The sequence below is a fragment of the Brevundimonas sp. C43 genome (assembly GCF_030732185.1).
Classification (GTDB): Bacteria; Pseudomonadota; Alphaproteobacteria; order Caulobacterales; family Caulobacteraceae; genus Brevundimonas; species Brevundimonas diminuta_C.
Genome location: NZ_CP132231.1, coordinates 2,300,954 through 2,319,804, shown reverse-complemented (window position 1 = coordinate 2,319,804; position 18,851 = coordinate 2,300,954). Strand labels below are relative to the sequence as shown.

Annotated in this window: 17 protein-coding genes; 11 read left to right on the top strand and 6 right to left on the bottom strand. The window is 67.3% G+C overall.

The genetic code is table 11. From position 1 onward, the window contains the following. Positions 1-41 precede the first annotated feature (41 nt). The gene (mdh, locus tag Q9R14_RS11770; protein ID WP_045809972.1) at positions 42-1,004 is read right to left on the bottom strand and encodes a malate dehydrogenase; all 963 of its coding nucleotides are present in this window, start codon (positions 1,002-1,004) and stop codon (positions 42-44) included. A gap of 138 nt (positions 1,005-1,142) precedes the next feature. On the opposite strand from mdh, the gene Q9R14_RS11765 reads away from it, so the two are divergent. Continuing rightward, positions 1,143-2,036: an SIMPL domain-containing protein gene (locus Q9R14_RS11765; RefSeq protein ID WP_306002525.1), complete on the top strand. Its 894-nt coding sequence runs from the start codon at positions 1,143-1,145 to the stop codon at positions 2,034-2,036. Continuing rightward, positions 2,036-2,434: an HIT family protein gene (locus tag Q9R14_RS11760; RefSeq protein ID WP_306002524.1), complete on the top strand. Its 399-nt coding sequence runs from the start codon at positions 2,036-2,038 to the stop codon at positions 2,432-2,434. Before Q9R14_RS11765 ends, Q9R14_RS11760 begins: the two co-directional genes overlap by 1 nt. On the opposite strand, the gene Q9R14_RS11755 is transcribed toward Q9R14_RS11760, so the two are convergent. Next, positions 2,431-3,267 (bottom strand): aldo/keto reductase, encoded by an 837-nt coding sequence (locus tag Q9R14_RS11755; RefSeq protein ID WP_306002523.1) that lies wholly within the window; start codon positions 3,265-3,267, stop codon positions 2,431-2,433. The two genes, Q9R14_RS11760 and Q9R14_RS11755, sit on opposite strands and share 4 nt — an antisense overlap. Positions 3,268-3,314: 47 nt before the next feature. Here Q9R14_RS11755 and Q9R14_RS11750 point away from each other — a divergent pair, with 47 nt between their 5' ends. After that, positions 3,315-4,286 carry an alpha/beta hydrolase gene (locus Q9R14_RS11750; RefSeq protein WP_306002522.1) on the top strand — a complete coding sequence of 324 codons (972 nt, stop codon included), beginning with the start codon at positions 3,315-3,317 and terminating at the stop codon, positions 4,284-4,286. Here Q9R14_RS11750 and Q9R14_RS11745 read toward each other — a convergent pair. Further along, positions 4,283-5,287, bottom strand: a complete 1,005-nt coding sequence (locus Q9R14_RS11745) for an LLM class flavin-dependent oxidoreductase (protein ID WP_306002521.1) — start codon at positions 5,285-5,287, stop codon at positions 4,283-4,285. The genes Q9R14_RS11750 and Q9R14_RS11745 overlap by 4 nt on opposite strands. Positions 5,288-5,390: 103 nt before the next feature. Between Q9R14_RS11745 and Q9R14_RS11740 the strand changes: the two genes are divergently transcribed. The 8 genes from Q9R14_RS11740 to Q9R14_RS11705 all read left to right on the top strand — a co-directional run bounded on the left by Q9R14_RS11740 (position 5,391) and on the right by Q9R14_RS11705 (position 13,633). Continuing rightward, positions 5,391-5,654, top strand: coding sequence for a ribonuclease (locus tag Q9R14_RS11740; protein WP_306002520.1), 264 nt, complete (start codon positions 5,391-5,393; stop codon positions 5,652-5,654). Between the two features lie 77 nt (positions 5,655-5,731). Beyond that, positions 5,732-6,229 carry a hypothetical protein gene (locus tag Q9R14_RS11735; protein WP_306002519.1) on the top strand — a complete coding sequence of 166 codons (498 nt, stop codon included), beginning with the start codon at positions 5,732-5,734 and terminating at the stop codon, positions 6,227-6,229. Further along, on the top strand, positions 6,226-7,023 hold the full coding sequence (locus Q9R14_RS11730; RefSeq protein ID WP_306002518.1) for a PA-phosphatase: 798 nt from the start codon (positions 6,226-6,228) through the stop codon (positions 7,021-7,023). Before Q9R14_RS11735 ends, Q9R14_RS11730 begins: the two co-directional genes overlap by 4 nt. After that, on the top strand, positions 7,023-7,973 hold the full coding sequence (locus Q9R14_RS11725) for a right-handed parallel beta-helix repeat-containing protein (protein ID WP_306002517.1): 951 nt from the start codon (positions 7,023-7,025) through the stop codon (positions 7,971-7,973). The genes Q9R14_RS11730 and Q9R14_RS11725 overlap by 1 nt, the downstream gene beginning before the upstream one ends. Before the next feature lie 65 nt (positions 7,974-8,038). Continuing rightward, entirely contained in the window at positions 8,039-9,889 is a 1,851-nt protein-coding gene (locus Q9R14_RS11720) for a M20/M25/M40 family metallo-hydrolase (protein ID WP_306002516.1), read from the top strand. Between the two features lie 79 nt (positions 9,890-9,968). Continuing rightward, the gene (locus Q9R14_RS11715; RefSeq protein WP_306002515.1) at positions 9,969-11,609 is read left to right on the top strand and encodes an MHYT domain-containing protein; all 1,641 of its coding nucleotides are present in this window, start codon (positions 9,969-9,971) and stop codon (positions 11,607-11,609) included. A 169-nt stretch (positions 11,610-11,778) separates the two neighbouring features. Beyond that, positions 11,779-12,861 (top strand): recombinase RecA, encoded by a 1,083-nt coding sequence (gene recA / locus Q9R14_RS11710; RefSeq protein ID WP_306002514.1) that lies wholly within the window; start codon positions 11,779-11,781, stop codon positions 12,859-12,861. A gap of 175 nt (positions 12,862-13,036) precedes the next feature. Continuing rightward, positions 13,037-13,633, top strand: a complete 597-nt coding sequence (locus Q9R14_RS11705) for a hypothetical protein (protein ID WP_306002513.1) — start codon at positions 13,037-13,039, stop codon at positions 13,631-13,633. A gap of 71 nt (positions 13,634-13,704) precedes the next feature. Here the strand turns inward: Q9R14_RS11705 and Q9R14_RS11700 are convergent, their stop codons facing one another. From Q9R14_RS11700 to Q9R14_RS11690, 3 genes are all read right to left on the bottom strand, one after another. Then, entirely contained in the window at positions 13,705-15,897 is a 2,193-nt protein-coding gene (locus Q9R14_RS11700; protein ID WP_306002512.1) for a 3-hydroxyacyl-CoA dehydrogenase NAD-binding domain-containing protein, read from the bottom strand. Between the two features lie 17 nt (positions 15,898-15,914). Beyond that, positions 15,915-17,120, bottom strand: a complete 1,206-nt coding sequence (locus Q9R14_RS11695) for an acetyl-CoA C-acetyltransferase (RefSeq protein ID WP_306002511.1) — start codon at positions 17,118-17,120, stop codon at positions 15,915-15,917. A gap of 482 nt (positions 17,121-17,602) precedes the next feature. Next, positions 17,603-18,838, bottom strand: coding sequence for a PQQ-dependent sugar dehydrogenase (locus tag Q9R14_RS11690; RefSeq protein WP_306002510.1), 1,236 nt, complete (start codon positions 18,836-18,838; stop codon positions 17,603-17,605). Between the last annotated feature and the right edge of the window lie 13 nt (positions 18,839-18,851).

The following is an 18,851-nucleotide window of genomic DNA, read 5'->3' as shown; positions in this document are numbered from 1 at the left end:
GATCGCTCCGCAGGCCCTTCGTCATTCGATGGTCGCGCGGCTTAAGCCAGCGAGGAATCGATGTCCTTGCAGGCTTGCAGCAGGCCCTGGACCGAGGCGACGGACTTTTCGAACATCGCCTTTTCTTCGTCGTTGGTGGTGAACTCGACGATCTTCTCAACGCCGCCGGCGCCGATCAGGGCGGGAACGCCGACGTAGAGGTCCGACAGACCGTACTCGCCCGACAGCCAGACGGCGCAGGGCAGGACGCGCTTCTGATCCAGCAGATAGGACTTGGCCATGGCGATGGCGGATTCGGCCGGGGCGTAGAAGGCCGAGCCGGTCTTCAGCAGGGCCACGATCTCGCCGCCGCCCTTGCGGGTGCGTTCGACGATGGCGTCCAGTTCGTCCTGCGACAGGAAGCCGGCGGCGACGGCGTCCGGCAGGGGCAGGCCGCCGACGGTCGAGTGGCGCACCATCGGCACCATGTCGTCGCCGTGACCGCCCAGGGTCCAGGCGTGGATGTCCTGCACCGACACGCCGGTCTTTTCAGCCAGGAAGTAGGCGAATCGAGCCGAGTCCAGTACGCCGGCCATGCCGACGACCTTCTCCTTGGGCAGGCCCGAGAACTTCTGCAGAGCCCAGACCATGGCGTCGAGCGGGTTGGTGATGCAGATGACGAAGGCGTTGGGGGCGTGGGCCTTGATGCCCTCGCCGACGGCCTTCATGACCTTCAGGTTGATGCCGATCAGGTCGTCGCGGCTCATGCCCGGCTTGCGCGGCACGCCGGCGGTGACGATGCAGACGTCGGCGCCCGCGATGTCGGCATAGTCATTGGCGCCCTTCAGGGCCACGTCCTGGCCGAAGACGGCCGAGGCCTCGGCGATGTCCAGCGCCTTGCCCTGCGGGGTGCCTTCGGCGATGTCGAACAGGATCACGTCGCCCAGGGCTTCGCGCGCGGCCACGTGGGCCAGGGTTCCGCCGATCATGCCGGCGCCGATAAGGGCGATCTTCGCGCGAGCCATGGATGTCTCCGTTTATTGCGTGTGCGAAAGGGGATTAATCGTGCGGGCGGTCTAGACCCCTCGCGCGGCTGTCGCAAGAACCTCGCTTTACGGCCTTGGTCAGGCTTGCGAAGGTCCGGCGACAACCGGAGGATTTCGATGCGCCGTTCATTCGCTTTCGCCCTGCTGCTGGCGTCGGTCGCGACGCCTGTGCTGGCCCAGACGCCGCCCGCGACGATCGGCGACCGCTATATCCCCGCACCCTGGTGGATGCGCGATCCGGTGATCGCGTCGCTCGGCCAGGTCCGGGTCGAGATCCAGGCCAACCGCGCCTTCGTCTCGGCCAGCTTCCAGTCGGTGGACCGCAGCGTCGCCGAGGCCTCGCGCGCCGCCGCCGATCAGGTGCGGGCGCTGAGCCAGGCCTTGTCGGCCTATGGCGCCGACAAGGTGCGGGTCGAGACCAGCGTCACCACGCGCCCGCTCTATGACCAGTACCGCGACGAAAACGGGGTGATGCGCGACAACACCCGCGCTGACCGCGTGGCCCGCTATCAGGCCGACGCTTCGGTCAATGTGACGGTGCGCGAGGTGCGCCTGATCGAGCGGGTCTATGCGACCATCGTGGCCTCGCGTCCGACCGCGATCGGACAGGTGAACTTCAATCTGGAGCCGGACAACAGCTGGAAGGCCAATCTGCAGGCCGAGGCGATGAAGGATGCGCGCCGCCGGGCCGAGGCGGCGGCGACCAATGCGGGCGCGACCCTGGGCCGGGTCAAGATCATCGATCCGTCGGGCCGGGTCTGTCAGACGGACGTGCTGGCGGGCTGGCCTTCGTACGCCGCAGGCGGCGGGCAGGAGACGACGGTGGACGACATCGTGGTGACGGGGTCGCGGTCGGAAGCGCGCATGGAATATGCCGCGCCGCCAGCCCCGCCCCCTCCGCCCGGAGGAGGGGCGCCCAGCGAAGCCCAGATCGAGGCGGCGCGGCTGGCGCTGCAACCCCCTTTGCAGGTGATGAGCGACAGCGCCTGCGTCATCTACGGGCTGAACTGATGGGGTTTTCCGTCGCGCAAGCCTTCGAGTCGGGATCGGTGGCCGCCGCCGAATGGCCGCTGTGCCATGTGCGGCTTCAGGACGACGCCCGCTTTCCCTGGCTGATCCTGATCCCGCGCGTCGAGGGGGCGGTGGAGCTGGAAGACCTCAGCATCGAACAGCGGACCACGTTGATTGAGGAGGCGGTGCGGGCCGGGGCGCTGTTGCGCCGGCTGAGTGCGGTCGAAAAGCTGAACGTCGGCGCCATCGGCAATGTGACGGCGCAGCTGCATGTCCATGTGGTCGGCCGCCGCCGCGACGACAGTCTGTGGCCTGATCCGGTCTGGGGTCGCGGGCCAGTTGTTCCGTATACAGACGATGAGCGGGCGCGGCGGCTGGCGATCGTCGCCGGCGGTTAGATAATATCCAGCGGCACGGCGTGTTTCGGGGGCGGGAAGGCCGCATCCAGCCGTTCCAGATCCTCCAGGTCGAACTGGATCTCCAGGGCGTCGGCGTTGGCCTCGACGTGTTCGACGGAACTGGCCTTGGGGATGGCGATGACGCCGTCGTGGCGCAGGACGGCGGCCAGCGCCACCTGGGCCGGGCTGGCGGAATGGCGATTGGCGATGTCGCGGATCAGGGGCTGTTCCAGCAGTTCTCCGCGACCCAGCGGCGAATAGGCCATCATCGGCATGTCGCGCGCCTGCATCCAAGGGAAGAGGTCGAACTCCACCCCGCGCGAGGCGAGATTATAGAGCAGCTGGTTGGCGGCGCAGTCCTCGCCCCCCTCGATCTCCATCAACTGCTCCATGGCGCGCAGATCCAGGTTCGACACGCCCCAGCGGGCGATCATCCCCTCGTCGATCAGATCGCGGAAGGCCCCAACGGTCTCTTCCAGCGGAACATGGCCTTCCCAGTGCAGCAGGTAGAGGTCCAGCCGCTCGACGCCGAGCCGTTCCAGCGACTTCTCGCAGGCCAGCATCATCTTCATCTCGGACGCGTTCTCGGGCCGGACCTTGGAGACCACGAAGACCTCATCGCGGCGTCCGGCGATGACCTCGCCCACCAGCCGCTCCGAGCGGCCGTCGCCGTACAGTTCGGCCGTGTCGATCAGGGTCATGCCCAGGTCGATGCCGCGCGCCAGGGCCTGCTGCTCCTCATCGCGCCAGGCCGGGTCGTCGCCCAGCTCCCAGGTGCCTTGGCCGAGGGCGGGAACGGTCGTACCGTCCGCAAAGGTGACGAGGCGGGTCATGTCCGTCCTGACGATAATGAGCGGCGAAGACGCCGTCGGAGGAAGCGATGCGAACCCGGCATATCAAGACCGACGGTCTGGTCCAACAGGTTCTGGAGGCCGGGTTCGAGGATGACAACGCGCCGCTGGTCCTGCTGATCCACGGCTTTCCAGAACTGGGGATCAGCTGGCGCGCCCAGGTCGAGGCGATGTCGCAGGCGGGCTATCATGTCGTCGCCCCGGACATGCGCGGCTATGGCGGGACGGACAAGCCGGAGGGAGTGGAGGCCTATTCCATCCTGCATCTGGTCGGGGACATGGTCGATCTGGTCCGCGCGCTGGGCAAGGTGTCCTGCATCGTCGTCGGGCATGACTGGGGCGCGCCGGTGGCGTGGCATTGCGCCCTGTTGAGACCCGATCTGTTCACGGCGGTGGCGGGCCTGTCGGTGCCGTTCCAGCCGCGCCGACCCAAGGGACCGCCCACCGCCGCCATGGCCGCCATCTCGAAACGGGCCGGGCTGGGCGACCTCTACATCAGCCGGTTCCAGGCGCCGGACGCGCACCGCGCGCTGGACGCCGATCCGACGATGGCGCTGAGGAAACTGTTCTACGCCTATGACGGCGCGACGCCGGCCGAGCGCAGATCGACCGGCTTCATGCCCGACGGCGTGGCCCTGCTCGACACCATCGCCGACGATGCGATCCTGCCGCCGTGGATGAGCGAGGCGCATTTCGACGAGTACATTCAGGCCTTTTCGGCGGGCGGGTTCGAAGCACCCCTGAAGTGGTATCGAGCGATGGACCTGAACTGGTCGCTGACGGCCTTCGTGCAGGACCAGAAGATCACCCCGCCCGCCCTGTTCATCGTCGGCGAGGACGATCCGGTGCGCCACTACGCCGGCGGGCACGAGGCGGGTCTGAAGGACTGGGCGCCGAACCTGATCCGCTCGATCGTCGTGCCGGGCGCGGGTCACTGGATCCAGCAGGAACGGTCGGACGAGATCAACCGCCTGCTGCTGGATTTCCTGAAGGGCCTCTAGGCCGCCTCTTTCGTCGCCATCTGATCACGCGCCTCGGCCACCATCTCCAGGCTGTGGATGCGGGCGTTGTTGTCGAACATCATGCCGGTGACCATCAGTTCGTCCACGCCGGTCAGGGCGATGAAGTCGGTCAGCTGGCGCTTGACGGTCTCCGGGCCGCCGATGGCGGAATAGAGCAGCCGACCCTTGGCGCCGGCGATCTGTTGCGGCGTCAGGATCGTGGTGATGTCGTCGACGGGCGGCGGAAGCTTGCCCGGCTTGCCGGTCGAGAGGCGGGCGAAGCTCTGCTGCATCGACGTGGACAGGCGCACGCCCTCGGCGTCCGTGTCGGCGGCGAAGACGTTGATCGCGGCCATGGCGTGGGGCTTGGCCAGGCGGTCCGAGGGGACGAACTCGCGCCGGTACAAGGCCAGGGCTTCCAGCAGCAGTTCGGGCGCGAAGTGGCTCGCGAAGGCGTAGGGCAGGCCGAGCTGGCCCGCGAGCTGGGCGCTGAACAGGCTGGAGCCCAGAAGCCAGATCGGCACGCGCAGGCCGGCGCCGGGCACGGCGCGGACGGGCTGGTTTTCGGTGGCCGGTTCGAACCACTGGATCAGTTCGACGACATCGCGCGGGAACTGGTCTGCGCCTTCGAAATAGCGCCGCAGCGCACGGGCGGTGGCGCCGTCCGTGCCGGGCGCGCGGCCCAGGCCGAGATCGATGCGGCCGGGAAACAGGGTCTCCAGCGTGCCGAACTGTTCGGCGACGACCAAGGGCGCATGGTTGGGCAGCATGACGCCGCCGGAGCCGACGCGAATGCGCTCGGTCCCCGCCGCGACATGGCCGATGACGATGGCGGTGGCGGCGCTGGCGATGCCGGGCATATTGTGATGTTCGGCCAGCCAGAACCGCTCATAGCCCAGTCGATCGGCGGCCTGGGCCAGGGCCAGGGTTTCATCCAGGCCGCGCCGGGCGTCGCCGCCTTCGACGATGGGGGAGAGATCGAGAACTGAAAACGGGATCATGACGCCTAGATCGGGTCTGTCCCTCGGGGTTCAAGGGCGAGGGGCTGGAACCGCAACCGGATCAGGCGCTTTAAACTGATCTCGACAAGCGGAGCGATGCGCCATGACCGACACCGATTCCCCCAAGTCCGAAGCGGATTGTGACGACGCCCGCGAAGCCGCCGACATGGGCGAAAAGCCGGATCTGGGTCACAAGGCGGATACGCTGATTGACGCGCTGGACGGCAGCGATTCGGGATCGGACACGCGGGCAGGCTCGCTGCGCGGCGGTTCGGCTGCGGGTACGGATGACGACCCCGATTCCGCCGAGATCAACGACCGGCTGGCGAAGGAAGGCTCGGAGGACCAGGACGACGCCGCAGACTGAGCGGGCGCCTTGCCGCCGCCGCAACCATGCGCCACGGTGGCGCTCTGACCTTCCATCGGTCCAAGGACGACCTTTCGATGACGCTTCGCTTGGCGGCCTCCGCCGTCGTGGTTCTGTTTTGCCTCGCAGGATGTGATCGCTCGGCCCAACCGGTCGAGGCCAAGGCTGCGCCTGAAGCGTCGGCGCCGACCGTCGCCGATGCGGCGCCTCCTGCAGCCGAAGCGCCCGCCGTCGTAGGGGGGGCTGCGCCCGCCGCCGCCGACGGGCCGCCGTCCTTCGCCGTCGTGTATCCCGGCGCACAGGTGGACGGACAGCCGCTGGCCGCTGGCGGCGAGGCCGGGCCGGGCGGCCTGGTGACCTTCACCACCACCGCTTCGCCGGACGATGTCGTCGCCTTCTATCGCGAGCGCGCCGAGAAGGCGGGCCTGCGGTCCGTCGCCGGAATGAACCAGGGCGACACGCGCGCCTATGGCGCGGCGGCGGACGCGGTGAACGGCGCCTCGCTGCAGGTCGTCGCCACGCCGACCGAGACCGGCGAAACCTCGGTCCAGCTGGGCTGGAGCGCCGGTCAGTGAAGCGGGTCGCCGCCCTGGGTGTGGCGACGGCGATCCTGCTGGCCGTGGGGTGCGCCGGGGCGCCCAAGCCGGACGGCGCGATTCCGGCTGAAGGCTATTTGAGCGATGAAGTTGTCGTCCAATTGACGAACGCAGTCCCGCCGGCCCCGGCTCCGGGGTCTGTCGCGGATATTGCGGACAAGGGGGCCTCGGCGCGTCTTGTGGCTCTGGAAGACGGCGACCGTTGGCTGCTGGCGACCGCCCATGCCGAGTTGCGTCCGCCGCTGGCCTTGCAACATTTCGATTGCGCCTTGGGTGTTCGTCTGGGGTCGGCCGAGACGCCAGCGCTGGACCGGGTGATGGCGCGGATCTTCTACGATGCAAACAGTGCGGCCGAACGCGTCAAGGCGCGCCAGGCGCGGCTGCGGCCGGTCGGCGACGATCCCAACCGGCGCGCCTGCCAGACCCTGACGCCGGCGGCGAGACGCAGCGCCTCCTATCCGTCCGGCAGCGCAGCGGTCGCGACGGCCTATGGCGAGGCTTTTGCGGCGCTGGAGCCGGACCGGGCGGAGGCCGTGCGCCGGATCGGGCACGAGATCGGGGTCAGCCGCTTGGTCTGCGCCATGCACTATCCGACGGATGTCGCGGTCGGCGAACAGATCGGGCGGGATGTTGCGGCCAGGGCCGTCGCCACCCCGGCCTTTCAGGCGGACATGGCGGCGGCGCGGGGCGAGCTGGCGGCCGCGCGTCGCAGCGGCCTGACCAATCCCGGCTGCGCGGCTGAGCGCGCGGCCCTGGCGATCCCTCTGCCCTGATGACGGCGGCGCTGGCCCTGGCCCTGCTGACCTTTCAGACGCCGGCCGACAGACCGTGCACGCCGCAAGAGGTGGCGGCGCTGACGGCTCCGTCGACGCAGCCGTATCGCCTGACGTGCCAGGCCGACCTGTCAGGCGTCGATGTTCGCCGCCGCGTGCTGATCGAGGGCGCGGAAGGTTCAGGAGCGTCGCTGGATTGCGGAGGCGGGACGATCCGTGCGCCGGCTCCGGCGACCACCATCGCCCCGACTATCGCCGTCTGGTCTCGCCGCGAGGGCGATCAGTGGTCGCGGCCGGTCGATGTGACGATCCGAAACTGCACCGTCGTCGGCAATGTGCGGATCTGGGGCATGGGAGCGGGGGGATCGATGCGGGATCTGCTGGCCTCGTCACGCACCGCCGGACACACGCAAGCCGCCCAGTCCGCCGCACCGATCCGCGTCACCCTGGATCGGGTTCGGTTTGAGGGCGTGGGGACCATTCCCCTTTACGTCGGGCCGGGTGTGACACGCACCACGGTGACGCGGTCCCGCTTTGTGGGTCGTTCGACCTCGACCGCCGTCTATCTCGACGCCGAGAGCGCAGGGGCGCTGATCCAGGACAATGATTTCGATATTCGCACCGGGCGCGAACAGATCGCGGTGGACGGGTCGGGCGCCAACCGCATCGTCGGCAACCGTCTGGCGCTGCACGGCAAGGGCGGGGTGTTCTTATACCGCAACTGCGGCGAGGACGGCGTGATCCGCCACCAGACGCCGTCCTATAATCAGATTACGGACAATCTGTTCACCGGCGCGGGCTGGCTGAGGCCGCGCGCGGTGGTGATCGGGTCGCGTGAGGGCGGGCGACGCTACTGCGGCGACGACCGGGGCTGGCCGTTCGGGTCCAGCGCGGACGACGGCGACGGGGCCACGGGCAATCTGACGGCGCGAAACGTCGTGCGACGCTGATAGAGGCCTTGCACGCACCGGCGGTTCGGGGCTGATTGCGGAACAGAGCGATCGGGGGATTGGATATGCGTTGGGTGTTGTTTCTGGCCTCCCTTGCGGCGGCCCTGGGCTTGGCGGTGCTGACCGCGCAGACGCCCAAACCCCTGCCCGCCTCGGCGCCTGCGGTTCAGTTCTCGGCCGCGCGCGCCATGATGGACGTGAACCGGATCGCAAGAGCGCCGCATCCGGTCGGCTCGGCCGAGCATCGGCAGGTTCAGACCTATCTTGTCCAAAGGCTGACGGCGCTGGGGCTTCAGCCCAGCCTGCAGACCGGCGCCCTGTCGCCCGCCGCCGTCGCGCGGCTCGAGCGGGAGGGTGGAAATGCGGGCGGCGTCCAGGCCGTCAATGTCATCGGCGTCCTGCCGGGACGGAATCCGGCCCTGCCTGCCGTGGCCATTATGGCGCATTACGACACCTCGCCGACCTCGCCCGGCGCCGCCGACGACACCTCCGGGGTGGCCGCCATTCTGGAGGCCGTGCGCGCGATCAGGGCGCGGGGCGGGGCCGAACGGACGCTGGTGGTCCTGTTCACCGACGCCGAGGAGCTGAATCTGGACGGGGCGCGGGCCTTCTTCAGCGAACATCCGCTGCGCGACGACATCGGCGCGGTGATCAATCTGGAGGCGCGGGGCGGCGGCGGGCGCGCGATGATGTTCGAGACCGGACCCGGCAACGCCCAGACCATCGCCCGCTATGCTGAGGCGACCCAAAGGGCAACGGGCGGGCCGTCCAGCAACGCCCTGGCCATCTTCGTCTATCGGCTGATGCCTAACGGCACGGACTTCACCGTGGCGGCGGATCGCAAGCTGGCGGGGATCAACCTGGCCTTCATCGGCCGCCCGGCTCAGTACCATTCGCCGTCCTCGACGCCACAGGCGCTGGATCAGGGCAGCGTGCAGCATATCGGCTCCCAGGCGCTGGAAATGGCCGATGACCTTCTGCGGGCGCCAGCCCTGCCGCAGGCGACGCAGAACGCCGTCTATGCCGACGTCTTTGGCCTGTTCGTCATGCAGCATTCGCCGGAGATCGGCTGGCTGCTGCTGGCCGTGGCGGTTCTGGCGACGGCCTTCGCCGCCTGGGGCGCGCGCCATGCGACGGGTTTGAGAGCCCTGCCGGTCCTACGCGGCGCGGCGGATGGCCTGTGGCTGTTGGCCAGTGCGGTGGTGGTGGGACAGGCGGTGCGCGTCCTGGCCGGGCCGATCGGCCGTCGTGTGGATTCGTCCGACCTCTATTACACCTTGCTGCGTCGCCTGCCGGTTCTCGAAATCGCCGTGGTCCTGGCCATGCTCGGCCTGGTTCTGATGCTGACCGCAGGGCGACGGTTGCTGGGTCGATGGGGCGCGGCCGGGGTTGTCCTGGCGGCCTTCGCGATTGCAGCGGCGCTGGGCGGTTTCAGCCTGCCGGTCCTGGGGGCGACGGTGATCGCTCTGGCGCTCAGCCTGACGAGGCCGAAACCGCAGGACGCAGACGCCGTCTGGGGCGGCTGGCTGGGGCTGATCGTCCTGGTCCTGATCCTGGGCGGCGGGGTGCAGGCGGCGGCGCCGGAAGCCGCCTTCCTGCTGCTTTGGCCCGGTCTGATCGCCGCCCTGGCGGCCGCGTCGACGGCGGTGATCGGCGCGCGCTTCGGGTCGTGGGCGTCCTTCGCGCCCGCCGTCGTCGCCACAGCCCTGGTCGGCGGGTGGTTGCTGGTTCAGGGGCACGGCGTCTTCCTGGGGGTCGGCATGGATATGCCTGGCGCGGTGGGGCCAATCGCCCTGATGATCGCGATGCTGGTCCGCCCGCTGGCGCCTCGATCGGGGCGGGCCTTGCCGATCTTCGCCGCGGCGAGCCTGGCGCTGGCTGTTGCGACCGCCGTTGGGGCCAGGTTGGTCGCTTGATCCGGATGCGTTTCGCAGTCGTCCGAGCGATGAAACCGGGCTAAGCATACCGCTGCTGTTTCTCGGGGCCTCGGCGCGTTTGCACCATCTTCACGTCAATCCGTTCACCGTCCTGTCGCTGGCCATAGCGATCCTGGGCGCGTGGACGGCTCTGGATCTGTTCAATCGAACCCGCGACCAGATCGGCGCCACGCGGTTGCGATGGTTAGGCGTCGCCGCCCTGGCGTTGGGCGTCAGCATCTGGTCGATGCATTTCATCGCCATGCTGGGGTTCGAAGTCGAAGGACCCGTCTTCTATGATCCCGGCCTGACGCTGATCTCCTTCCTGCTGGCGACGGCCGGCACGTCCGCGGCCTTCCTGACGGCGGGGACGGCGCAGGCCAGCCCCTTGCGACTGGCGCCGGCGGCCCTGCTGATGGGCGGATCCATCGTCGCCATGCACTACGTCGGGATGGCGGCGATGCGGATGAACGCCGTCCTGAGTTACCAGCCCGTGCTGGTCGCCCTGTCGGTGCTGGTTGCGGTCGCCGCCGCCTATGCCGCCCTGATTGCGGCTCGCCAGGAGCGGAGCCTGGCCTGGCGCGCGGTCGCCGCCGTGATCCTGGGTCTGGCCATTGTCTCCATGCACCATGTCGGCATGGCGGCCCTGATCCTGACCCCGATCGCCGATGCAGGGCCGGTGGAGGGCGGGGCGTCGCCGGTCGTACTGGCGGTCGCGGTGACAACCGGGGCGGTGACGTTGCTGTTTCTCGCGCTAGGCGCCTCGATCGTGGATCAGCGCGCCAATGTCCTGGCGGCCGTGGACGCGGGCGGCGTCGGCTTCTGGGAAGCGACCCTGCCGATGAAGACGACGATGATGTCAGGCCGCGCGCGCGAAATCCTGTCCATCGACGCGGACAGCCGTCTGGGAGCCACCGAGATCGGCGACCGTCTGTCGCCCGAGGATCTGCCGCTGCATCGTCAGGCGCTGGAGCGCGCCCTGGCGGGCGAGGGCGAATATGATCAGGAATGGCGTCTGCCGGCCTCGGGCCGCTGGATCCATCTGAGGGGGCGCCTGATCCGCAGTCGTTCGGGCCGGCCGATCAAGATGTCGGGCGTCATCACCGACATCACCGATCGCCGTGAGGCCTTCGCCGCCCTGGCCGACAGCGAACGCTTGCAGCGACTGCTGATCAACGAACTGAATCACCGGGTGAAGAACACCCTGGCCACGGTGCAGTCCATCGCCCATCAGACGGCGCGGCGCACGCCGGATGTCGCCACCTTCACCGCCCTGTTCGAGGCGCGGCTGGTGGCCCTGTCCAACACGCAGAACCTGCTGACGGCCGCGAACTGGGAGCGTGTCGATCTGCGCGCCATGCTGGCTCAGGAACTGGCCCCCTATGCCGAGGAACAGGTTCGCCTGACCGGTCCGGCCGTCGATCTGAACGCGCAACAGACGTTGGGGATGGGGATGGTCTTTCACGAACTGGCGGTGAACGCCGCCAAATACGGCGCCCTGTCGAACGCCTCGGGCTGCGTGCGGGTCGACTGGTCCGTGGCGGAAGGCCATCTGCTGCTGGATTGGGTCGAAAGCGGCGGGCCGGCGGTGTCGCCGCCTCGGCGAAAGGGCTTTGGCTCGGTCCTGATCGACTCGACCATCAACCGTTCGCTGCACGGCTCGGCGGTCATGACGTACGACCCCGAGGGCGCCAGTTTCAGCCTGCGTCTTCCGCTCTAGTCTGCGTCAAAAACGGTCGTAGGATTTATTTGTTCTCGTTTTGATCAATGAGAACATCTTGTGAACCGGAACAAACCATGCACATAGTCGGCCTCACGAAACGGGGGCGGGTCCAGGCGGGTCTCTCCCAAGCTTAATGACAGGAATCATGGCAAGGGAGACGAAGGCAATGGCTTCACAGGCGGCACTCAAATTGGTGGGCAAGGACGACGGCGACAAGCAACGCGCCCTGGAGGCGGCGATCGCGCAGATCGATCGCGCCTTCGGCAAGGGCTCGGTGATGAAGCTCGGCAAGGCCGGGCAGGTGAATGAGATCGAGAGCGTCTCGACCGGTTCGCTGGGCCTGGACATGGCCTTGGGCATCGGCGGCCTGCCGGTCGGCCGGGTGATCGAGGTCTTCGGCCCGGAATCCTCGGGCAAGACGACCCTGGCCCTGCACACCGTCGCCGAAGTGCAGAAGAAGGGCGGGGTCGCCGCCTTCGTCGACGCCGAACACGCGCTGGACCCGGTCTACGCCCAGAAGCTGGGCGTCAATCTGGACGACCTGCTGGTGTCGCAGCCCGACACCGGCGAGCAGGCGCTGGAAATCGTGGATACGCTGGTCCGGTCGGGCGCCGTGGACATCGTGGTCGTCGACTCCGTCGCAGCCCTGACGCCGCGCGCCGAGATCGAGGGCGAGATGGGCGACAGCCTGCCGGGCCTTCAGGCGCGCCTGATGAGCCAGGCGCTGCGCAAGCTGACGGCCTCGATCTCCAAGTCGAAATGCATCGTCCTGTTCATCAACCAGATCCGTCACAAGATCGGGGTGATGTACGGCTCGCCCGAGACAACGACGGGCGGGAATGCGCTGAAGTTCTACGCCTCCGTGCGTCTGGACATCCGCCGCACCGGCGCGATCAAAAACCGCGACGAGGTGGTCGGCAACACCACCCGGGTCAAGGTGGTCAAGAACAAGGTCGCCCCGCCGTTCCGCGAGGTGATCTTCGACATCATGTACGGCGAGGGCATCTCCAAGCTGGGCGAGATCATCGACCTGGGCGTCAAGGCCGGCATCATTGAGAAGTCGGGCAGCTGGTTCAGCTATGACTCCACCCGGATCGGTCAGGGCCGCGAGAATGTGCGCGAGTTCCTGAAACAGAACCCGGACATCGCCGCCTCGATCGAAAAGGCCGTGCGCGCCTCGACCAACAAGATCGCCGACGAACTGCTGGGCACGCCCGAGCCGGACGAAGGCCAGGACCTGGAAGGCTGACGCCAGCCTCCGAGGCTGGGCGGACTGTCAAAGTTTGTCCCGGCCTCGGTCCGGTCTTTTCACCGCTACTCCGTCGCCCCTAGCGACCCGCCACCGACCCCGCGAAGGGCGGCGGAGCGACCCGCTCGACCTCGTGTCGGGCGGGTCTTTTTCTTGTCCGGGGTCGCGATTGCGATTGGCCCAGGGCCGCGCAATAACGATGGCCATGCGAAACCGCTTTGGGTGTCTGGCTTTGCTCGCCCTCTTGGTCTGCGCGCCTCTCGCGGGTTGGCAGACCTACCAATACGTCTGGTGTCAAAGCCTCTTGCCTCATGGCGTCGAGGCAAAATGGATCGAATATCGTAAGCAAGCGGCTTGGGGCTTCGGACCTGGCGCCGACGAGGTCGGACTCATCATATATCGGCTGGAGAAGGCTTCGCTTTCAAAGGTCGAAGAAGGAGGATTGGCTTATCTGTCTGACGCTTCTGAAAGCCCGGTGCTGGTGAATGCATCTCAGCGAAAGGCGAATGAGCGTCGAACCTACTGGGACTGGAAGCGCACTCCGATCGTTCCATTGTGGTCTGGACATGGGGAGCATAACTGCGGCCGAGAGCCCGGCATCGGGGCCTTTCTGGATCGCAATGATTTCCGCTGCAAACTCGATCCGAAAACCGTGTCGAAGGTCAATGCGATCATAAGCTCTGACCACGCGTTTTACGCCCATGGGCGAGGTGGGAGCGTCGTCATCGTGGCTCCGGCTGAGCAACGCGTGATCGTGGCGTACAGCGGTTAGCAACGCCTTTTAAACGAGAACGGGCGACCCGGAGGCCGCCCGTTCCGTAGTCCATCCATGTCCGCAACCGATCAGGCGGCGGCCTTCTCCGGGGCGAACTTGCCGTAGAAGGTCTCGTCCTTCGCGGCCATGTCGCGCAGCAACTGCGGGACCTTGAAGCGGTCGCCGTAGGTCGCGGCCAGACGATCTGCGGTTTCGACGAACTTGGCCAGGCCGATGCCGTCGATCATGCTGATCGGACCGCCGGTCCAGGGCGCGAAGCCCCAGCCCAGGATGGCGCCCAGATCGGCTTCGCGCGGATCGTCTATGACGCCTTCTTCCCAGCAACGGGCCACTTCGACGGCCTGGCGATACAGCAGGCGCGTCTTCAGTTCGTCGATCTGGGCGAAGGCGGTCGGCTCTTCCGGCTGATCGATGCCCTTGGTGGTGGGGGCTAGTTCGCCCAGACCCTTCCAGATCGTCTTGGGCTTCTGATCGTAGTCGTAGAAGCCTTTGCCGTTCTTGCGGCCGAAGCGTCCGCCCTCGACCATCTTGGCGACGATGTCGGCGCCTTCCGACGGGACATATTTGTCGCCCAAGTCCAACGCCGTCTGTTTGGCGATCTTGTAGGACAGGTCCAGGGCGACGTCGTCGTGCATCTCCAGAGGGCCGCGCGGCATGCCGGTCATGCGACCGACATTGTCGATCAGGGCGGGGCCGTAGCCCTCTTCCAGCATCGCCATACCCTCCATCAGGAAGGTGGAGAAGCAGCGCGAGGTGTAGAAGCCGCGGCTGTCGTTGACGACGATCGGCGTCTTCTTGATCTTCAGCACATAGTCCAGCGCCTTGGCGATGGCGGCCTGACCCGTCTTTTCGCCCAGGATGATCTCGACCAGCATCATCTTGTCGACGGGCGAGAAGAAGTGGATGCCGATGAAGTCCTCGGGCCGCACCGAGGCCTCGGCCAGGCCGGTGATCGGCAGGGTCGAGGTGTTGGAGCCGAAGACGGCGCCCTCGGCCAGTTGCGCCTCGGCGCGCTTGGTCACGTCGGCCTTGATCTCGCGGTTTTCGAACACGGCCTCGACGACCAGATCGGAACCCTTGATCAGGTCATAGTCGGTCGTCGCCGTGACCGAACCCAGCAGGGCGTCGTACTTCTCCTGCGTCAGCTGACCACGCGACAGGCGCTTCTTCAGCAGTTCCTCGACGTGGGCCTTGCCCTTGTCGGCGGCTTCCTGGGTCTGGTCGATCAGGATGGTTTCGATGCCGGCCAGCGCCTGCACATAGGCGATGCCTGCGCCCATCATGCCGGCGCCGATGACCGTGACCTTCTTCGGATCGGACTTCGGCACGCCGGCCGGGCGAACGGCGCCCTTGTCCAGTTCCTGTTTGGACAGGAACAGCGAACGAATCATGGCCTGGGCCTGCGGCGTCATCAGGGTCTTGATGAAGTAGCGGGTCTCGATGCGCAGGGCCGCGTCCATCGGCACCTGGGCGCCTTCGTAAACGGCCTTCATCAGGTTCACCACGGCCGGATAGTTGCCATAGGACTGCTTGCGCAGCATGGCGTTGCCGACCATGAAGTTCTGAATGCCGGCCGGGTGATAGGGGCCGCCGCCGGGCAGTTTGAACGACTTCTCGTCCCAGGGCTGCACGGCCTTGCCGCCGTTCTTGATCCAGGCCTTGGCGGCCTCGACCGACTGGCCCTTTTCGACGACTTCATGGACGATGCCGGCGCCCTTGGCGTCGTTCGGGCGGAAGGACTTGCCCTCGCTCATCGCCATCATGGCGTTCTGGACGCCGACCAGGCGGGTCAGGCGCTGGGTGCCGCCGCCGCCGGGGAACAGGCCGACCTTGATCTCGGGCAGGCCCAGCTGGATTTTGTTGTCATTCTCGACCACGCGGTAGTGGGCCGCCAGGGTGAACTCCAGCCCGCCGCCCAAAGCCAGGCCGTTGATCGCGGCCGCGATCGGCTTGCCCGAGGTTTCCAGCGCACGGAAGGCGCCGTTCAGCTTCCAGCCGGCGTCGAACGCCTTTTGCAGGTCGCCGCCGCCCGACAGCACGCCGCCGGCCATGTCGCCCAGGTCCGCGCCGGCGCAGAAGCCCGAGGCCTTGCCCGAGGTGATGACGGCGCCCTTGATGGCGTCGTCGGTCTTGATGCGTTCGACCAGCTCGGGGATTTCCTTCATCACCGAGGACGTCAGGGTATTCATCGAACGGCCCGGAACGTCGAAGGTGATCAGGGCGATGCCGTCGGCGTCGACGTCGATCTTGAAGTTTTCCATATCCATTTGCTCCCGGATCAGACGCGTTCGATGACGGTGGCGGTGCCCATGCCGCCGCCGATGCACAGGGTGACCAGGGCGGTCGACTTGTTCGAGCGCTCCAGCTCGTCCAGCGCGATGCCGGTGATCATGGCGCCGGTGGCGCCGAGCGGGTGGCCCATCGAGATTCCGCCGCCGTTCACATTCATCTTGGCGTGGTCGATGTCGAGCGCCTGCATGTAGCGCAGGACGACGGCGGCGAAGGCCTCGTTCAGCTCCCACAGGTCGATGTCGTCGGGCGTCATGCCCAGCTTGGTCAGCAGTTTGCGGGTCACATACTCAGGGCCGGTCAGCATGATCGACGGCTCGGAGCCGATCGAGGCGCCGCCCAGGATCTTGGCGCGCGGCTTAAGGCCCAGGGCCTGGCCGGCTTCAAGCGAACCGATCAGCACGCCGGCCGAACCATCGACGATGCCGGAAGAGTTGCCGGGCGTGTGGACGTGATTGACGCGCTCTACCTCGGGGTAGCGCTGGTTGATCACGCCGTCGAAGGCCATTTCGCCCATCATGGCGAAGGAGGGGTTCAGACCCCCGAGCGCCTGCATGTCCGTGTTCGGACGGATCGTCTCGTCATGATCCAGAATGGTCAGGCCCAGCTGGTCCTTGACGCCGATCACCGAGTTCTTGAACCGGCCCTCGGCCCAGGCCTTGGCGGCGCGCTTGTGGCTCTCGACCGAATAGGCGTCCACGTCGTCGCGGCTGAAGCCGTATTTGGTGGCGATCATGTCCGCCGAGACGCCTTGCGGCACAAAGTAGGTCGGGAAGGCCGAGGAGGGGTCGGTCGGCCAGGCGCCCATGTCCGAACCCATCGGCACGCGGCTCATGACCTCGACGCCGCCGCCGACGGCGAAGTCGGCCTCGCCGGACTTCACCTTGGCCGTCGCCATGTTCACGGCTTCCAGGCCCGAGGCGCAGAAGCGGTTGATCTGGACGCCGGCCGTATATTGCGACCAGCCGGCCGAGAGCACGGCGGTGCGCGCGATGTCGGCGCCGAGTTCGCCCACGGGCGTGACGCAGCCCAGGATGACGTCATCGACCTTGGAGGTGTCCAGGTCGTTGCGGTCGCGCAGGGCTTCCAGCACCTGGGTCGCCAGGCTGAGGCCGGTGATCTCGTGCAGCGAGCCGTCCTTCTTGCCCTTGCCGCGCGGCGTGCGGACGGCGTCGTAGATATAGGCGTCAGCCATGGAAGTGCGTCTCCATCTTTGGGCCCATCCTCAACGTGCGGCAGGTCGCGGCACGACGGGCAGGGCGGTTCCAAGCGTGGACGCCAAGAACCCTACGTTTACGTCAACGTCAAGTAATAAGCCGCGTGATCGCGGCCGCTTGAGGCGGATGCTTCGACGGACTGGCGGTATGAGAGCGTGGGAACGCCGGCCGAGTGCTCGCTGTCAGCGGGGTGGAATACGGGTCGCGGCGCCAGTGATCTTGCAGGCGTATTCGGTCTGCGGACGGCCTGTCTGAACGCCGGTCGGTGTCAGAATGCCTTGGTCGCGCGTGCACGCGGCTTCCAGAGCCCAGCTCCTGCTGATAGCTATTGGTCGTCCCCATCGTGCCGCAGCCCGAAAGCAGCGGCAGGACGACGGCGGCGGAAAGGATGAGGATACGCATGGTTCGCTGCTCCCTTTGGAGCGTCAACCGCTCCGCATAGTCCCCCGGCCCTCGAAGACTACTGCGTCGCCGACAGCCTGACCAGCTTGCCGTTCTGCTCGTCGGTGATGGCCCAGACCGATCCGTCGGCGCCGACCGCCACGTCGCGAATGCGTTCGCCCAGGTCCGTCAGCAGGCGCTCTTCACCCACCACCCGGTCGTTCTGGATGACCAGACGCGCGATATGTTTTTCCTTCAGGCCCGCGACCAGCAGATTGCCGTCCCAGCCGGGGAACATAGCGCCCTGATAGAAGGTGGCGCCGCCGGGCGCGATCACCGGATCCCAGTAATAGACGGGCTGTTCGGTGCCGTCCTTTTTCGTCGCGCCGCTGTTGATCGCGCCGCCCGCATATTCGACTCCGTAGGCCGCATCCGGCCAGCCGTAGTTGGCGCCGGCCTTGTCCAGATTGACCTCGTCGCCCCCGCGGGTGCCGTGTTCGATGGTCCAGATGGCGCCCGTTCCCGGTTGGACGGCGACGCCCTGAACATTGCGGTGCCCCAGGCTCCAGATTTCCGGTCGGGCGCCGGCGCGGCCGACGAAGGGGTTGTCCTGCGGGACCGTGCCGTCGGCGTTGATGCGGATGGTCTTGCCCATGTGCGAGCCCAGATCCTGCGCCTGGGGCAGCATCGGCTTGTCCGAGCGTTCGCCCAGGGTGATGAACAGCTTGCCGTCCGGCGCGAAGGCCAGGGACGACCCGAAATGCTTGTCGCCGTCATAGACGGGCAGGGCGCGGAAGATGACCTGGACGTTCTCGACACGCGAGCCGTCGTCCGACAGACGCCCGCGCGCGACTGAGGTGGCGTTGCCGCCCTCGCGGGGTTCGGCATAGCTCCAATAGATCATGCGATCCTGCGCAAACCTCGGTCCGACGACGACGTCCAGCAGGCCGCCCTGACCGCGCGCATCGACGGCGAGCAGGCCCGTGACGGGTTCGCCGACCTGGCCCTGGGCGGTGATGATGCGCAGACGGCCCGGCTTTTCAGTCACCAGCCAGCGACCATCGGGCAGGGCCGCCAGACCCCAGGGGTGGACAAGGCCCGAGGCCACCACCGTGTGGGTCATGGCCTGTTCGGTCTTGACGCCCGGCGCGCGGGTCTGGCCGGCGAAGGCTGGTTGTTGATCGGGATTGTTCGCCGGACGGGTTTCCAGCGGGGCCCCGGCCTGAGGCGTGGCGCCGGCGCTCTCGCTATTTGCGCCACAGGCGGCGGCGAGAACGAGCAGGGATGTCGAGGCGGCGGCGACGATCAGGCGCATGAAGGGCGAACTC

Excerpts from the sequence above, each read along its gene's own strand:
- Q9R14_RS11690 (WP_306002510.1), bottom strand. The coding sequence starts at position 18,838 with ATGCGCCTGATCGTCGCCGCCGCCTCGACATCCCTGCTCGTTCTCGCC.
- Q9R14_RS11745 (WP_306002521.1), bottom strand. The coding sequence starts at position 5,287 with ATGATCCCGTTTTCAGTTCTCGATCTCTCCCCCATCGTCGAAGGCGGC.
- Q9R14_RS11700 (WP_306002512.1), bottom strand. The coding sequence starts at position 15,897 with ATGGAAAACTTCAAGATCGACGTCGACGCCGACGGCATCGCCCTGATC.
- Q9R14_RS11735 (WP_306002519.1), top strand. The coding sequence starts at position 5,732 with ATGACGCTTCGCTTGGCGGCCTCCGCCGTCGTGGTTCTGTTTTGCCTC.
- Q9R14_RS11695 (WP_306002511.1), bottom strand. The coding sequence starts at position 17,120 with ATGGCTGACGCCTATATCTACGACGCCGTCCGCACGCCGCGCGGCAAG.
- Q9R14_RS11765 (WP_306002525.1), top strand. The coding sequence starts at position 1,143 with ATGCGCCGTTCATTCGCTTTCGCCCTGCTGCTGGCGTCGGTCGCGACG.
- Q9R14_RS11750 (WP_306002522.1), top strand. The coding sequence starts at position 3,315 with ATGCGAACCCGGCATATCAAGACCGACGGTCTGGTCCAACAGGTTCTG.
- Q9R14_RS11720 (WP_306002516.1), top strand. The coding sequence starts at position 8,039 with ATGCGTTGGGTGTTGTTTCTGGCCTCCCTTGCGGCGGCCCTGGGCTTG.
- Q9R14_RS11755 (WP_306002523.1), bottom strand. The coding sequence starts at position 3,267 with ATGACCCGCCTCGTCACCTTTGCGGACGGTACGACCGTTCCCGCCCTC.
- recA (WP_306002514.1), top strand. The coding sequence starts at position 11,779 with ATGGCTTCACAGGCGGCACTCAAATTGGTGGGCAAGGACGACGGCGAC.
- Q9R14_RS11725 (WP_306002517.1), top strand. The coding sequence starts at position 7,023 with ATGACGGCGGCGCTGGCCCTGGCCCTGCTGACCTTTCAGACGCCGGCC.
- mdh (WP_045809972.1), bottom strand. The coding sequence starts at position 1,004 with ATGGCTCGCGCGAAGATCGCCCTTATCGGCGCCGGCATGATCGGCGGA.
- Q9R14_RS11740 (WP_306002520.1), top strand. The coding sequence starts at position 5,391 with ATGACCGACACCGATTCCCCCAAGTCCGAAGCGGATTGTGACGACGCC.
- Q9R14_RS11760 (WP_306002524.1), top strand. The coding sequence starts at position 2,036 with ATGGGGTTTTCCGTCGCGCAAGCCTTCGAGTCGGGATCGGTGGCCGCC.